Below are 14,688 nucleotides of genomic sequence, written 5' to 3'. Positions count from 1 at the left end.
GAACCTTCCAGATTTTTTACATTCCCTCCCCATAAATTACAGCACTGCAGCCTTTCTGCTTTTTACTCTGATACATTGCCCTGTCAGCCTTTCTGTATAGCTGATCAAAAGAAATATCTTCATATCCATCATAAAAACACGCACCCAGACTTATTTCTATACTCTTTCCACGCATCTCTATGATATCAATCTGTCGAATATTTTCAAAAAGGCGCTCGAAGAATTTCTCAGCTACTGTTTGCTCCAACATTTTCGGCATAAATATTGCGAACTCATCACCTCCAAGCCTCATAACCACATCACTGTCACGACATGTTTTCTGCAGCGTCTTCGCAACGGCTATAATCACCTTATCTCCTACAGAATGCCCATAAGTATCATTGATGGATTTAAATTTGTCACAGTCGATCAGGCAAAGCAATCCCTTTGTTTTTTCCTTTAAAAGTTCAGTAATCCTTTTTTCTCCGCTTCCACGATTACATAATCCTGTCATAAGATCTGTCTTCGCCAGATAAATCAGCCAGTTCTCACGCTTTTTTTCTTCTTCTATACACTCAGTACAAAAAAGCACATGCAGAAGTCTTCCATTTTCATCGTAGTCTACAGGAATAAATCTGCTTCGACACCAACCTGATTTTTTATCTATAAATTCATGTGTTATGCTCTTTTCTCCAAGAAGCCGTTCTTCCAGCGTATTGATATCTACAAACTCCAGTGATTCCTGAAGCTGCGATTCTATGCACATTTTCTCGACAATCTCCCTGACATGTCCGCAAAAATCATCCCTGATTTCATATTCTCCCATTTTCTTAAAATCTTTTCCCAAACATTCCATAATCTGATCTGTCATTTTTACAATATGATATTTCTTTGTCTGCACATCAACCAAATGCATGGATGTATAGATCTTCGAGAGGGATGTATAACTGCTGAGCCGTGCCTCTTTATTTGACTTTATAAATGAATTACGCAATTTCAGTAACGAGATAAGAAGCGTTCCTATCATATCCAGAAAAATAGTAAGCCCCCTGTAATCACCCTTTGGAGGATTATCCACACCGAAAAAACCACTTATCTCATCTTTGTAACGCAAAGGACATACCACCACATTTCTTACATTCTGTGCTTTTAACATATCATAGGGCATGCGATGTTCTTCTTTGATATCTTCTATATCAGCGATAATGATACTTTCGCCCTTGGAAAACGTATCGTACCACCACTTTATTATGTCCATATCTACATTCTGCAATCTGTCTCTTTCGGGAACCACTCCCTGCGCACACCATTCATACGTATTGTTTGTGACATGCCTTTCTTTACAATCTTCGAAAATATATATTCTGTCAGAACTGATATGTCTGCCGAAAAAACGAATAAATTCATTAATCTGCTCGTCAGGTGTATGGTAATTGAGTGCAGATCTAAGTGCTTCATTTATGACAAGTTCATACTTCATGATCGTCTTCATGCTGTTTTCCTCCCGAATGTCTTTCTTATCTTATTTTGTTACATTCAAGCCAGATGGAAAGTCCTTCTTTTATTTTCTGCTCTTCCACAGGTTTCATAAAAAAATATTCTATCCGTAGCCTGAACGCATGGAGCGAAAAATCAAGGTCACTGCACCAGATGATTCCACATTTCGGATACAGGGAACGGAGGTGTTCTGCTGCATTCAGGCCGGCTACACCCGGTAATGCGAGAAACAGCACTGTTGGTACTGTTTTCAATGTCTCTGCAAAAAACTGTTCCTGATTCTGATAAATTTCAATCAGCGGAAAGACATTCTTCTCTGCACAGTACTTCCTGATATATTCCGCGCTGTTTTGTCCTTCCTGTTCCTGGTCGGTCAGTATGGCAATACAATACACGATCCCCCTCCTTTCCATTTAATGTACTTTCATTTGTTACCCTCATTATAAAAAATATCAAAATTATTTCAATAATTCTGTCACGAAACGACAGAAAATGACACGAATTGCAACTCCGTCGTATTGTTTTATGATATACTGTTACCAGAGCGTTTTCGAAATAACTACACCACTTGCTTGTCTGCGAATTCGATTGCACAGATGAAAAAATATTACCGAAAACAGCGTGAACAGTAACGAGGAATTCTCAGCAGGCGGAATTTTATAAATATATATTATAAGGAAGATTTACTATGAGAATTGCAATTGTTGATGATATTTCAGAAGAGCGGACACTGTTACGAAACAGACTGGAATCTCAGTTTTCCAGGCGCAATGTCCATACAGATATATTGGAATATGAAAATGGAGAAACTTTCCTCACTGCGGCAAAGGAATGTCCTTTCACTGTAGTGTTTCTGGATATTTATATGAATGGTTCTAACGGGATTGATACAGCAAAAGAACTTCGCAGATCAGATACTGACTGTCTGCTGATCTTTACAACAACTTCTACCGACCATGCATTAGAGGGATTCCAGGTCCGGGCTCTGCACTATCTTGTAAAGCCCTACAGTGAAAATGATATTTCCGCACTGGCCGATGAAATTCTTTCCCGCATCCCGGATTCCGGGAAATACATAGATGTAAAGGTAAACGGCAGTAATATTCAGATTCCCTTCCGGAAAATAATCTACGCAGAGCATTTTTCCCATATGATCCACATCCACACTGACGGTGAAAGGGAACTGGTGACCCGTCAGTCCTTTGATTCCTTCATAACCGCCCTGAAAATGGACACACGTTTCTATCAGTGTAACCGGGGTGTTGTGATCAATCTGGAGCATGCTGTTGATTTTGACGGATCGATTTTTCGCCTTGATAACTGAAACAATGTCCCGGTCAGCCGGAAGCTGCTCAAAAACGCCAGACAGACATTTATGGAATTTCTGTTCCAAAGGAGGTCGTGAAATGACTGACATACTTCGCCCTGTACTTGAACTTTCCGTAATCATTCCCGGCATACTGCTGTCATATCTGCCAGTAAAAAGCTATCTGAGGCAGACACCGCTTAAGCTGACAGCGTGGCTTCTTCCTCTTCTTCTGGGAATCTGTATTTTCGGAGGAGCAGTTTGCTGTGCCTTCCACTTTCCCACCAGATGGATCCTGTTTCCTCTGCTGCCTGTTATTATGCTTATTTATCATAAAACGTTAAAAATCTCTGTCTGGAAATCCGTCAGTATTTTTCTGGCAGTCTTTGCAGTTTTTGCATGTGTCAACAGTCTTTCCCGGGCAGTCAATGCACTTATAACTGCTGACCTGCATATTACAGAAAATGAACTGTGGTTTCGTACCGGTGCCGGAATTTTCTATAACCTCATCTGCCTGCTGTTTGTTCTGGCATCCTGGTATCCTGCCCGCCACTGTGTTCAGACAATGATCGCAGACGAAAACTTTGCCCAGACCTGGTATGTATTCTGGATTATTCCGGTAATCTTCATCGGAGTGAATCTTTTTATGATTCCCAAATACCGTAGCACTTTATATACCGGGCGGATCCTGCAGTGTTATATTGTTTTCAGTCTTGTACTGCTCATACTCCTGCTCCTGTTTTATGTCATGTTTCTTATGATGGGGGGCAACCTGAACAGAAATGCCAGACTTCAGCAGGAGAACCATTTTCTTTCCCTTCAGCAGGAAAGATACGAGAATCTCTGCATGGCCATTGAAGAAGCAAGACAGGCGCGTCACGATATCCGCCATCATTTTGTCCAACTGTCCTCTCTGGCAGAGCAGGGTGACATGGAAAAGATCAAAAAATATCTCTCCGCTGCAACCGGAAAAATCTCTGACTATAACCTGCATTTCTGTGAAAATCAGGCTGTTGACAGTGTTTTCGGACATTATTCCACCCTTGCAGAAAGAGAAAACATTCCTTTTCATGCAATGGTTTCTCTGCCTGCTGATCTTTCCATAGATGAGATTAATCTGTGCCTTGTATTTTCCAATCTGTTGGAAAATGCCATCCAGGCAAGTGTGAAAACAGATCAGGCCCGCAGGAAGATTAATGTGGAGGTTTATCCCCACCATAATCATCTGCTTCTGATTCATGTGGAGAATACTTTCGATGGTAAAATACGGCAAGAAAACAATATTTTCCAATCCTCCAAACGTTCCGGAAACGGCATAGGAATCGAATCCGTCCGCCACATTACCGACAAAAACGGCGGTATCTGTGACTTTACCTATAAAGATGGTATTTTCTCTGCAAAAATAATGCTCCGGATATAATCATGTTTTTACCATTTTAATTTGCTGTACCTGTCCCAAGCTTCTTCAAAGGAATAAAAAAACAGACCATATAGCAGCTCTATATGCTCTGTCTTTTTATTCCTACAAATCTTCGTGCAGTTTTACATTGCTATTATCTGCCATGCATTTTTTTAAAGCAACAATCCTCAAAAATTTCAACTGCTTCCTGCCCGTCTACTGCACATGTAACTTCCATACCGCTGTCTTCCAGTATACATCTGGCAATCTCCATGTTCAGCTCATTGTCTTCCACAACCAATGCCCGTATGCCTTCCACTGAATAATCATCAAGGCTTACTGGCTTATCTGATAAATTACTGTTTTTATCCTGTGTGTCAATTTTGAACGGTATTTTTACAATAACTGTAGTACCAACACCAACTTCGCTCTTCAGTTCAATACTTCCATCCATCCTGTCCACAAGCTGTTTCGTAATTGCAAGCCCCAGTCCGGTGCCTTCATACCTGGATCTGCTTGTCTTGCTTTCCTGAGAGAACATATCAAAAGCATGTGCAATAAAATCTTCACTCATACCCACACCCTGGTCTTTACAGTAGAACGTAAAAAATGCTCTGCCATCATCCAGAGTTTCTTCCTTAACCCAGACCGTAATCACACTGCCCGCCTGACTGAATTTTATGGCATTGTCCATGACATTCGACAGGATCCTGCCAAGATATACCGGATTTCCAATCAGAGCGCTGTGGCTGTATGTACTATTTTTCCAGTCAACCTCATACCGGATGCCTTTCTTTGCAGCCCGCTCATCATAAATCTGGTTCAGTTCACGCAGTACCATTGTCAGATCAAACAAAATCTGCTGGTCCTTCAACTCTCCGCTCTGTAGTTTATTCATATCCAGCACATCATTTACCAGAGACACCAGATATTTCAGGGCTTCCATTGCCTTTTCTCTGATCTTCTGCTGCATCTGTGGATCATCTGCGTACTGATTTCCCATATTTACCATACCGATAATACCGTTCAGTGGTGTGCGGATATCATGACTCATAGTTGCCAGAAACCTTGTTTTCATTTCGGCTTCCCGCTTTGCTGCTTCCGCTGCAAAGTTAAGATCCTCTTCACGTCTTTTGGAATCGCTGATACTACGGACCGTACATAAAACATGGGTAACATTTCCAGACTGATCCCGTTTTTTTACAGTAAAAAGCATCCTGTGCCAGCTGCCATCACACATCCTGTATTCTGTAGAAATACATTCTTCCGTCTTCAATCTGGCTGAAAGTGTAGAAACATCCAGAAATGGACGTATCAGCGGACGGTATTTCGGTGCAACCATGGTATCACAAAGCTGATACAGTTTCTCCGATGCACATCCTCTGTTTCCTGTCAGTTTGTGTATTTCACTGTCATTTGATACCTCTTCAAAAAAATCTTTCTGAACATCAATCCTGTAAATAGAACAGTAACTCTTGGCAATTGCCGAAATTATTTCATTACTCAGCCGTGTCTCGTCCAGTGCCTGCTTTAATTGATTCTGGATGGTAGTTTCTTTTTCCATAATATCATCGATATGCCGGAAACCCACCAGTGCGAAAAAATGTTTCTCATCCTGGTATATTTTGACTGCCTGTGCCTCAAAAAATTCATGCTGATTCGGATTCGGTTTGCTTCTGTAATGATAGGTAATGCGCTCCTTCCTGGAAAGCTGTTCCTTCAGATGCCCCGTCGAAATCCACTCCTTAAATTCCTGTCTTTCTTTCCCATACAGATACTGGACCGCATATTGGTCAGCAGCATAATTGAAATTATCACACTGTTTCAGATTCATTTTTTTGCATTGGTTCCGTCGTTTATATGCAGAATCTCAAAGAAACCGATATTTAATTCGACATAATAGACAGCAGTAAAGTCTGAACATATTTTGTCCAAAAGCCGTCGTTCTGCCATCTGTTCTTCCAGCATACGTTTCAGTTTTCTGTTCCTCATATGTACCATTACAGTCAGGATAAGAAGCAGAGCGATCAGCACGGCTATAAAAGCCAACGCATCCACAGACTGCAGTTGTTTCGGAAATATATATTTCATTTCTGTCATAACAAAATCCTCTCTCTATGTTTCCTGTCCGCTTTTCCCATGCATCTGGAAGGCTCCTGATTGCTGCGGCTGTCTCATAATCATTCATGACAGGCATTTGACCTTCTCAACTCTTCGCTTATGGTCTGCTTAATCTTTTTATCATCCAACGGCTTTGCAAGATGTGCGTTCATTCCTGCTTCCATACACTTTACTTTTCACCAGCTCATTCACCTTCGCCTGCACTGCCGGATAATCATACCCTGCAGCCTGCAGTCTCTTCTTTCTGTCCTCGCCGTTCCCCCACTTTCCGGCAATCACTTCCTTCGCCACAGCTTCCACACTTTTCTTTCCTGTACCAGGATTCCCGCCGGTTCCTTTCACAGCCTTCTCATACTGCGGAGCCGCATATCCGCGGATATATCCCCATCCCAGGGGGATCACCCTTCTGTCAACCTTTTCACCCCGGTTACCTTCAATAGCAGTAATCATTCCCACCGGAAACCTCCTCCACAAAACCGATATGGTCACTGTACCCGTCATTCGGCTGTGTGGCCTTGTCCCAGTTATACACAATCACATAACCTGGCTCCGGCATAATGGTTCCGTCTTCGATCCAGATCCCCATCTCCCTGAAGATCTTCACGTGTTCCTCCACGCCGCACTCCCTGCCGATCAGCTCACTGCATCCTGCCCTGATCCCTGCAGCAGACACACAGGTATCACACCATTCATCCGAATGCTGCACCGCATATCCTCTGGGAAGCGGCTTCACACTATTATACAAGTCAATAATCTCCCTAAACTTTCCATTGGCCTCACTGAATCCCAGCCATCCCCTCATCACATCCAGAACACTCTCAGCAGTCTTTGCCATAGCCTCACATCCCCCTTCATCAAATCTTGTCAGTTCATACTGACGGATCACCTTCATGCAGTCTTCCACATAGGAAAAAGAAGTGGCATACCCGTCGGCACGGATGGTTTCCAGATACTCCTGCGGATCCCCCTCAGGTTCCGGTACCGTTCCAGCTGGATAAACTCAAAATACCCCTTTACGCCCTCTTCCATGGAATCAAACACCCGGAAATTATCACGGATGGAAGTCAGCGTCCCTTCCCTGTATTCTTCCTGTGTACGCATATTTACAGACCTGCCAGTCCATCTTGTGCCACATTTCAGTCCAAAATAGTTATAGTACTGACTGGTCAGCCGGCTCTCGCCCCATCCGGAGTCCAGAACCGCCTGTGAGATCACCGCAGAATGGCACAGGATTCCATACTGCCCGGCATACTTTTTCACATATCCCGCAATGTCCGCAATAAACTTTTCCCTTGCAATCCTCATTCCTCATCCCCCTTTTCACTTCTGTCATGCAGCTGTTCCAGCACCTCTTTCACCTTCTGCGGAATCGGCAGCCCCAGATGCCCTGCATTCTCCAGCAGACTCACACCCTCATTGGAAATATAGAAAAAGATCACCGCTGTCCTCAGCACGGATCCGTTCCCGATCACAGCCACATCCAGAATATTTGCCATTCCCACCAGCAGAAAGATCAGCACCTTCCTGCAGATCCCCCGGAAGCCCACTTCACTGGAAAGCGTATGGTCCGCAAAAGCACACATCACCCCGGTCAGGTAATCAATCACCACAAAAGCGACCAGTGCATACAGAAGCCCGTCACAGCCTCCCATAAACCAACCCAGCCATCCGCCTACAGCCATAAAAACCATCTGAATAAAGTTCCAAAATTCCTTCATGCCAGAATCCTCCTCCCATGAAAAAAGCAGCTCCCATTTCTGAGAACTGCCGTAAGCAGGTTCTTCCCCTGCTCGTAAATATGATCCGCCTTTTCTTCCAGCACTGCCGGAAACAGCAGGATCCCGCCGATCATGTTCGGGCAGATGGGAAGCAGCGTCCCGTTCCACAAAACAGAATTGTCATACTCCCCGCTGGCTTTCAGATAAATCCCCATGGGATTCAGCCCCAGAATATTATTCACTGCCTCCGTGATCATGTTCGTCTCCTGAACTGTCTCCACCGCACCCGCATTCGTATCGGTCAGTTCAATGACCATTTCACCTTTCAACTTCATCACACACCCTCCATTTCTACCGGCCTGCAGAAACCGCTGATTCCCGCTCTCTCAGCAAAATACACTTCAAATCCTCTGTTCACCGTCTCCTTCATCTGCATGGACAGCGATTCCCGGAAACCATTCACATCCAGTCCTCCGCCAATGGCAAATCTCGTGGTATAATCCTCCACCTCAAGCTTTCCGTCCCAGGCTTCCCCAGCCGCCATTGCCTGTCCGCTGACAGAAGCAATGCAGTCTCCCACATCAACCGTACCGCTGCCATACTCCATCCAGAGATACACATTGAATGTATTCGTATAATTGGCAACGATCTTCTCAATGGGATAATACAGCGACAAAATATGTTTCCCGGAATGCCAGGTCTCCACCGGACAATGCTCCACAATCTCCTCATTGTTAAATTCAAAGACCACATGGCAGACCGCCTGTCCGTCCTCCTACCACTTCACCGGCAGGCTCACATCCACAGAAACCTCCGAACCACTCCCGGTTCCGGATCCGGAATCCGAGCCACCAGCGACATCATCCGTACTCCCTGTATTCTCATTCCCAGAAGTATTTCCAACTTCATTCCCTGCCGCATCATTTTCAGAACTTCCTGCATCCGATGTCTCCCCGGTTCCATCAGAACCACCCGTACCACTTCCAGTTCCACTGCCGCTTCCGCCCGGAAATGGAATCACCACAGTCCCGGAAGCCTCTGCAGACCGTTCCACCGGATCCGCATCCACATCCACAACAACCTGCGCAAAAAACTGCATGTGGTTTTCCTCAGAAGAAGCAAACTGGATACTGATCAGCTTCACCTTCGTCTGCCCGATCTCATGCGCGGAAGCATTGGTAAACGTATGGATCCCGATCTTCCCGGTCTTCGCATTGTCTTCAATCTGATTCAGCAGTCCCGAAATATTCTTGTCATTCCTTGACTTCGCCTGATCCAGCCTCGGGTTCTTCCCCACACATTTCAGGCTCTGCTTTCCCCCGATTTTCTGTCTGATGGAAGTGATACAGGTGATCTGTCCCTCATCCGCCTGTCCTCCCGCAAATGTCAGCACATCCCCTGGATCCAGGGCAGGGTTCCCGATGGTATCCGAATCAAACGGCACATACCGGATTACTGACAGATCTGCCAGGATATTCCTGCACAGCATCTCTCTGGTCTCCTTTAACCCAAACTGCAGAAGCGGGTTCACCCCCAGATTCATAGTCAGCCCATTATCCGGATCCAGAGCATAATACTCCGCAATCTGCGTCTGCTTATTCGTAGAACTCACCGCCGTATACCTGGTGATAAAATCCGAAAAGCTGGAAGAAAACCGGTGCCGCTGCTCCACCTTCATCACAGGATCCTTCCCGTACTTTCTCAGTTCCAGCTTTCCCTCCCTGTTAATAATAAAGAAACCTCCCAGAACCTGTGCCACATAAAACAGCACATCCCGGCAGGTCTCAATATCATTTTCAGTATAAACAGAAAGCGTCACCCCGCCATTCGGCATGGCATCAATCTCCGCCCTCTTATTCGCAAACTCCACTTTACACCGCTTACAGCACAAAGCAATAAAATCATAAGCAGTCCCCACAGTCTCAAACCCGTTGAAACTCTTATCAAACCGCAGCATAAAATCATAGGCTTTCAGTTCCAGGCACTTTGCCAGACAGTTCGCCTCACTGACCTCAAAAACTCCCATCGGCACATCTTCCACCGAATCATCCGCCAGCACCAGATGAAACACCAGCGTCACCTGAGCATCCTCCAGCGTATACCTGTCAATGTCACTCAGAAGCGTGATCCCCATCTCCGCCGCATACACCGTCCCCAGTTCAATTTCCGTGCTTCCACAGCACTGCCTGGAAATATACCCGGAATCCTTCACAATCTCCTTCGCCCCGAACTCATACGTCATTCCGCCTCTGGTAACGATCGTACCCGTCCAGTAATATTTTCTTGTATTGCTCTTCACAGCTCTCAGAAACCCATCCGATACCGGATACATCCCGCCACCTCCATTTCCCCACGAAAAAAGCACCAGCCAACCAGGTGGCCGATGCCTTCGTAAATATAATCATTCTATCTGTTATAAGTCCAATGTTTCAGGTACCATTCATGCAGTTCTTCTGTTGTTTTACAGCAGTCTGCAATCTCTTTTCCCTGTGATATCCACTGACACGTTTCCCTGCGGAATGTATCAACATCCAAAGCATGAAATTTATATGTTCCACCCCGTCTGTGCATCACTTCATCATCACACTGGAACTCAAAATAATCATCCCCGTCCAAAACAACCTTTCCAGTCAGGTTCCACACCCCGGACCACGGAGGACCATCATCCCCTGGAACACAGAAGGACAGTCTTCCATCTTCCAGAATAACAGGAGCCACCGCAATATTTTTCATCTGCGGCATATATGGCTGTTCAAACCAATACGCTTTCCTCTCATCCATTTCTCTTCATCTCCATGATAGCCACCTTCCCTGCAAACTTGAAGTTAGCGATTTCTTTTTCCGGTATTCTCTGTCCCACGGATTTCCTCATGATAGAAATAATCTACGATCACCGGATGTCCCTGCGGGACTCTGCCATAAGGCATTTCATTATCCACAAAGGCACAATCATACTTCTTAGCCATTTTCTCAGCTTTTACTTCAAGTGCTTCAAAGTAGCTGCGGTTATGCTTGTTATAGATCTCGTCGTAAAGTGGTACAAGATCAGGATATTTTCCGGCGATATAATCCATAATTGTCTTTTTGAAACCGCCTCGAAGATTGAGATTTTCGAGCCAGAACAGATCGCACTGATCCTTTACCCGCTCAAAGATTGCTTCAAAATCCGTGATACTGGGGAATACCGGGGATACGAAACAGACTGTACGGATACCTGCCTCATATACCTGCTTCATAGCAGCGATACGACGCTCAATGCTCGAAGCAGAATCCATATCGTTCTTGAAATTTTCATCTAGTGTGTTGATCGACCATGAAACGGTTACATGTCCAAGCTTCTTCAGCAGATCAATATCCCGTACCACAAGATCCGACTTTGTGCAGATCAGAATATCTGCGTCACTGCCGATCAGCTGCTCCAGAAGTTTTCTGGTATTCCCGAATTGCTCCTCCTGTGGATTGTAGCCATCTGTCACAGAACCGATGACCACCCGCTGTCCGGCATATTTCTTCGGATTTTTAATTTCCGGCCAATGCTTCACATCAAGGAAAGTGCCCCATTCCTCCTTGTGCCCGGTAAAGCGCTTCATAAAAGAAGCATAGCAATACTTGCAGGCATGTGTACAGCCCACATAGGGATTGACCGAGTAACCGCCTACCGGCAGACTAGACTTAGTCATGATGTTCTTTGTTTCCACCTCACGAATGAGGATTCCATTTATTACTTCTTCCATGATTTCTGTACCTCTAACACTTTATTAAATTCTTCCGGCATTTCCTGAATCATATTTTCATCCCCTATGATAGGGACAAGGTCTTCCTTCATAAACACCGGAATGCCGAGTGCGTGTGCCTGATCCGTCAGAGACCATGCCCATTCCGGCTCCGTATGAATCTTCCTGCTCTGAGCCCCGGTCATAGTGCCGACAACGATCCAGTTGATTCTGGAAAGGTCAACTGTACCGGGATCGTCGAATAACGGTTCAAAGCTAACATGGTAATGCTTTGCTCTGATGTTTTTCCGAAGGGCGTCGATACGCCACAGTTCGGCTTTCCTCGTCACCGTAACGCCAAACCATGCGTTTTCCAGATCGGTATCAAAATCCAGCAGATCAGGTCGCTTGGTAAGGAACAGGAACTGATGCTGTGGATTTTCACGGATCTTTGCAAATACCTCGTCTCTCCATTCCGGCTTCCATCCGGAGAGATCGCTCATCCCAGTAAGAAGAAAGTTCTGCGGACGTTTCTTTTCCATCATCTTGAGCTTACCCGGAAAGAATTCAGGGTCAGCGAAGTCATCAATCATATGCCAGCGTTTCACGTTGTTGCGGGCATAGCAATATGTACACCCCACTGTGCAGCCAATGACGATATTCATGTTCTGAATCTGATCTTTGATACAAATACTCATGACTTCTGCCACTCCTCAAGATTCTTTCTGATGCGGTCGAGACATTCCTCAAACCGGATAATTTCTTCCTCTGAAAAACCTTTGTAGTAAATACTGCCCATCTCATCAGATACAGAATCGTACTCGCCCTTTAAGGCATGTGCTTTCTCAGTCAGAAACAGGAGTGTTTTCCTTTTGTCCGTTTCAGACTGAACACGGCTTATCAGCCCTTGATTTTCCATTCTTTCCAGCATCGTAGTAAGAGATGTTATCGCTAATCCGCATTTAGTCGAGAGTGACCTGATTGAGATACCATCCTCCTGCCACAGCACATAAAGAATACGTCCCTGGGCTCCATTAAACGCATCAATATTCTTTTCACTGAGAATCTTCTCAAAAATCCGGTCTCCAAGCTGTTTTATTTTGGTGACAAGAAATCCTCCATTCATTTCCATACAAAAGCTCCTATATAGTAGTTTATTAAAAACATACTATATAGGAGCTTTATTGTCAAGAGTTTATATGTCTTAATAGGTAAATTCCGTTTTTTTCAATTCTCCAAACTTGAATTTCTGGATGAGTATAATATGCGGAAAATAAACTTAACTCCATCTTAAATATAGTGCTGAGTTTCACTGCCACTCTTTAACACCATTTTCGCCACACCAAGCAATGCTGCAAACAAAACACCTGCAACCGGCCATACAATCCATGTAATATCCCAGCTCATCGTCCAGAAGCTCCATGCAAGGTAAATCGCTGTAGTCAAGCACCAATATACACCAGAAAACGTGTCAGTCTTTTTCTTAAACAGTTTTTCTTCTTTTGTATATTCCCCTTCCTGAAGAAGGGTATCGTAACTGCTTTTTACCATCCCAACACGAACCAACAGATTCACTCCTATTGCAAGTATGAATAGCAGTAATCCAACGGAAAGACCACAGTAATAGTCGGACGCTTCCATAGATTCGGCAATAATTGTCGGAATCACTGCCAGTATACAAAGCACTACCCCAACAGCCGTTCCTCTGATAAAAATTGGTTCATAGGAATCTTTTTTTTCTCGTACCATTCCAGATACACCATACTCTGTTTCAAAGCATTCTTTTTCAAAATGTTCCATATGTGATTCACTCATTCCATATGTAATAAACAAAAAGACGGCTGCCGCAACCATTCCAAGCAAAAAAACACATCCAAATACTGTTGCCAGAGATTCCGAAACATGAAATACGCTATCTTCTGCCATTGTCACAAGAACAATCAATAATATTGGACTTAAGATACACATACTTGTTGCGTTTGCCACTACTTTGGATCCATTTCTTTTCATGTCAAGAAATTCATTTGCATTCTCCATAGTTACTTTTTTCAACGGTTCTGCATAGCTTTCAGTACTTTCGTGATAGGTGATATTTTCTGCTTTCATTTCATCTTTTAATAGGTAATCTGTACTAACACCAAAAAGCTCCGACATCTGTAAAATTCTTTGCAAATCTGGAACAGCTCCTGCACTTTCCCACTTAGATACTGCCTGTCTGGATACGCCCAACTGATTGGCTAGTTCTTCCTGTGACCATCCATTCTTTTTTCTTTCCTCTGTAATCTTATCAGCTAAAATCATTTTTTCCTCCTTTTGCAGATTTTATGAGCTAAATATAACAGTTTTGCTGTTTGCATTCCACCATTTCAGGCTGTAAATCTGTCAACCAGCAGTTGCAAATCACAAAAGGACTCTATGAATCCCGATTTTCCAGCAATACAAGCAGGAAATTATTTATCATCTGTATTGTTTTCCTTTTTCTTATGAGTCGAACCCAAGCAAAGAAACGAAGAACCAAGACATAACCATACTATAGCCATAGAATTTTCATTTCCACTCGTAAAGTCTATAGCTGAGGCTACGAGAAACAGAACTGATGCAATATAAAATAAGATTGATTTATTTATTCCTTTTTTCATAAATAAGAATCTCCTCCAAATCCCGACTTTGATAAACCCATTATACCCTTTCTGAAACATCCTGTCACCACATTTCATCAGATCAGAACCTGTCAAAATCCTCCTGCGTGGCAACCTGTCTCCATCCCTTATACTCATCGTTCCTGCTTTCCACAAACATATCATTCACCATCCCGATAGTCAGCAGATCCAGATCCCGGATGGAAATCCCCAACTGCACACACCGGAGAAGAAACAGGGGAGTTGTCCTTTCACGGTCTGTTGCATGAAGTTTTTTTTAGCCTCCACATCCGTCCTGATGTTCATCCCCCACAAC

17 protein-coding genes and 1 pseudogene are annotated in these 14,688 nt (G+C 44.1%); 2 read left to right on the top strand and 16 right to left on the bottom strand.

Translation table 11 applies throughout. The features are described from left to right. Positions 1–16: 16 nt before the first annotated feature. Both DWX00_RS09975 and DWX00_RS09970 read right to left on the bottom strand, forming a co-directional pair. The gene (locus DWX00_RS09975) at positions 17–1,471 is read right to left on the bottom strand and encodes a sensor domain-containing diguanylate cyclase (RefSeq protein ID WP_118595139.1); all 1,455 of its coding nucleotides are present in this window, start codon (positions 1,469–1,471) and stop codon (positions 17–19) included. 25 nt (positions 1,472–1,496) lie between these two features. Beyond that, positions 1,497–1,871, bottom strand: a complete 375-nt coding sequence (locus tag DWX00_RS09970) for a response regulator (RefSeq protein ID WP_117509294.1) — start codon at positions 1,869–1,871, stop codon at positions 1,497–1,499. A gap of 293 nt (positions 1,872–2,164) precedes the next feature. Here DWX00_RS09970 and DWX00_RS09965 point away from each other — a divergent pair, with 293 nt between their 5' ends. Together DWX00_RS09965 and DWX00_RS09960 are read left to right on the top strand one after the other, a co-directional pair. After that, a complete protein-coding gene (locus DWX00_RS09965) occupies positions 2,165–2,800 on the top strand; it encodes a LytR/AlgR family response regulator transcription factor (RefSeq protein WP_330416942.1) in 636 nt (211 codons plus the stop codon). Positions 2,801–2,882: 82 nt separating this feature from the next. After that, positions 2,883–4,202, top strand: a complete 1,320-nt coding sequence (locus DWX00_RS09960) for a sensor histidine kinase (protein ID WP_118595138.1) — start codon at positions 2,883–2,885, stop codon at positions 4,200–4,202. 133 nt (positions 4,203–4,335) lie between these two features. On the opposite strand, the gene DWX00_RS09955 is transcribed toward DWX00_RS09960, so the two are convergent. The 14 genes and pseudogenes from DWX00_RS09955 to DWX00_RS09900 all read right to left on the bottom strand — a co-directional run bounded on the left by DWX00_RS09955 (position 4,336) and on the right by DWX00_RS09900 (position 14,372). Next, positions 4,336–6,015, bottom strand: a complete 1,680-nt coding sequence (locus DWX00_RS09955; protein WP_118595137.1) for a PAS domain-containing hybrid sensor histidine kinase/response regulator — start codon at positions 6,013–6,015, stop codon at positions 4,336–4,338. Then, positions 6,012–6,281: a hypothetical protein gene (locus DWX00_RS09950; RefSeq protein WP_118595136.1), complete on the bottom strand. Its 270-nt coding sequence runs from the start codon at positions 6,279–6,281 to the stop codon at positions 6,012–6,014. The genes DWX00_RS09955 and DWX00_RS09950 overlap by 4 nt, the downstream gene beginning before the upstream one ends. Positions 6,282–6,422: 141 nt before the next feature. Beyond that, positions 6,423–6,752 carry a hypothetical protein gene (locus tag DWX00_RS20115; protein ID WP_243036657.1) on the bottom strand — a complete coding sequence of 110 codons (330 nt, stop codon included), beginning with the start codon at positions 6,750–6,752 and terminating at the stop codon, positions 6,423–6,425. Beyond that, complete coding sequence (locus tag DWX00_RS20110) at positions 6,736–7,194, bottom strand: CHAP domain-containing protein (protein ID WP_243036656.1); 459 nt, start codon at positions 7,192–7,194, stop codon at positions 6,736–6,738. Before DWX00_RS20110 ends, DWX00_RS20115 begins: the two co-directional genes overlap by 17 nt. After that, positions 7,191–7,607, bottom strand: coding sequence for a glycoside hydrolase family 73 protein (locus DWX00_RS20105; RefSeq protein WP_117509298.1), 417 nt, complete (start codon positions 7,605–7,607; stop codon positions 7,191–7,193). Before DWX00_RS20105 ends, DWX00_RS20110 begins: the two co-directional genes overlap by 4 nt. Continuing rightward, entirely contained in the window at positions 7,604–8,020 is a 417-nt protein-coding gene (locus DWX00_RS09940; protein ID WP_118595135.1) for a phage holin family protein, read from the bottom strand. Before DWX00_RS09940 ends, DWX00_RS20105 begins: the two co-directional genes overlap by 4 nt. Then, positions 8,017–8,355 carry a hypothetical protein gene (locus tag DWX00_RS09935; RefSeq protein WP_330416939.1) on the bottom strand — a complete coding sequence of 113 codons (339 nt, stop codon included), beginning with the start codon at positions 8,353–8,355 and terminating at the stop codon, positions 8,017–8,019. The genes DWX00_RS09940 and DWX00_RS09935 overlap by 4 nt, the downstream gene beginning before the upstream one ends. Then, positions 8,355–10,352: pseudogene (locus DWX00_RS09930) on the bottom strand (hypothetical protein). Before DWX00_RS09930 ends, DWX00_RS09935 begins: the two are co-directional and overlap by 1 nt. A gap of 74 nt (positions 10,353–10,426) precedes the next feature. Continuing rightward, positions 10,427–10,801, bottom strand: a complete 375-nt coding sequence (locus tag DWX00_RS09925; RefSeq protein WP_118595134.1) for a hypothetical protein — start codon at positions 10,799–10,801, stop codon at positions 10,427–10,429. Between the two features lie 44 nt (positions 10,802–10,845). Then, positions 10,846–11,754, bottom strand: coding sequence for a radical SAM mobile pair protein B (locus DWX00_RS09920; protein WP_118595133.1), 909 nt, complete (start codon positions 11,752–11,754; stop codon positions 10,846–10,848). Next, positions 11,742–12,431 (bottom strand): radical SAM mobile pair protein A, encoded by a 690-nt coding sequence (locus tag DWX00_RS09915; protein ID WP_117509300.1) that lies wholly within the window; start codon positions 12,429–12,431, stop codon positions 11,742–11,744. The genes DWX00_RS09920 and DWX00_RS09915 overlap by 13 nt, the downstream gene beginning before the upstream one ends. Beyond that, entirely contained in the window at positions 12,428–12,865 is a 438-nt protein-coding gene (locus DWX00_RS09910; protein WP_007884694.1) for a radical SAM mobile pair system MarR family transcriptional regulator, read from the bottom strand. The genes DWX00_RS09915 and DWX00_RS09910 overlap by 4 nt, the downstream gene beginning before the upstream one ends. Positions 12,866–13,023: 158 nt before the next feature. Further along, the gene (locus DWX00_RS09905) at positions 13,024–14,034 is read right to left on the bottom strand and encodes a helix-turn-helix domain-containing protein (RefSeq protein WP_117509301.1); all 1,011 of its coding nucleotides are present in this window, start codon (positions 14,032–14,034) and stop codon (positions 13,024–13,026) included. Positions 14,035–14,183: 149 nt separating this feature from the next. Beyond that, on the bottom strand, positions 14,184–14,372 hold the full coding sequence (locus DWX00_RS09900) for a hypothetical protein (RefSeq protein WP_117509428.1): 189 nt from the start codon (positions 14,370–14,372) through the stop codon (positions 14,184–14,186). Between the last annotated feature and the right edge of the window lie 316 nt (positions 14,373–14,688).

Origin of the sequence: Blautia sp. AF17-9LB, assembly GCF_003479185.1 — a bacterium.
GTDB classification, from domain to species: Bacteria; Bacillota; Clostridia; order Lachnospirales; family Lachnospiraceae; genus Fusicatenibacter; species Fusicatenibacter saccharivorans.
This window is presented reverse-complemented; position numbering and strand designations above follow the sequence as displayed.

Coding starts and splice junctions, on each gene's coding strand:
- DWX00_RS09940 (WP_118595135.1), bottom strand. CDS start 8,020: ATGAAGGAATTTTGGAACTTTATTCAGATGGTTTTTATGGCTGTAGGC.
- DWX00_RS09925 (WP_118595134.1), bottom strand. CDS start 10,801: ATGGATGAGAGGAAAGCGTATTGGTTTGAACAGCCATATATGCCGCAG.
- DWX00_RS20115 (WP_243036657.1), bottom strand. CDS start 6,752: ATGATTACTGCTATTGAAGGTAACCGGGGTGAAAAGGTTGACAGAAGG.
- DWX00_RS09915 (WP_117509300.1), bottom strand. CDS start 12,431: ATGAGTATTTGTATCAAAGATCAGATTCAGAACATGAATATCGTCATT.
- DWX00_RS09975 (WP_118595139.1), bottom strand. CDS start 1,471: ATGAAGACGATCATGAAGTATGAACTTGTCATAAATGAAGCACTTAGA.
- DWX00_RS09960 (WP_118595138.1), top strand. CDS start 2,883: ATGACTGACATACTTCGCCCTGTACTTGAACTTTCCGTAATCATTCCC.
- DWX00_RS09910 (WP_007884694.1), bottom strand. CDS start 12,865: ATGGAAATGAATGGAGGATTTCTTGTCACCAAAATAAAACAGCTTGGA.
- DWX00_RS20110 (WP_243036656.1), bottom strand. CDS start 7,194: ATGAAGGTGATCCGTCAGTATGAACTGACAAGATTTGATGAAGGGGGA.
- DWX00_RS09965 (WP_330416942.1), top strand. CDS start 2,165: ATGAGAATTGCAATTGTTGATGATATTTCAGAAGAGCGGACACTGTTA.
- DWX00_RS09935 (WP_330416939.1), bottom strand. CDS start 8,355: ATGAAGTTGAAAGGTGAAATGGTCATTGAACTGACCGATACGAATGCG.
- DWX00_RS09950 (WP_118595136.1), bottom strand. CDS start 6,281: ATGACAGAAATGAAATATATATTTCCGAAACAACTGCAGTCTGTGGAT.
- DWX00_RS20105 (WP_117509298.1), bottom strand. CDS start 7,607: ATGAGGATTGCAAGGGAAAAGTTTATTGCGGACATTGCGGGATATGTG.
- DWX00_RS09900 (WP_117509428.1), bottom strand. CDS start 14,372: ATGAAAAAAGGAATAAATAAATCAATCTTATTTTATATTGCATCAGTT.
- DWX00_RS09955 (WP_118595137.1), bottom strand. CDS start 6,015: ATGAATCTGAAACAGTGTGATAATTTCAATTATGCTGCTGACCAATAT.
- DWX00_RS09920 (WP_118595133.1), bottom strand. CDS start 11,754: ATGGAAGAAGTAATAAATGGAATCCTCATTCGTGAGGTGGAAACAAAG.
- DWX00_RS09905 (WP_117509301.1), bottom strand. CDS start 14,034: ATGATTTTAGCTGATAAGATTACAGAGGAAAGAAAAAAGAATGGATGG.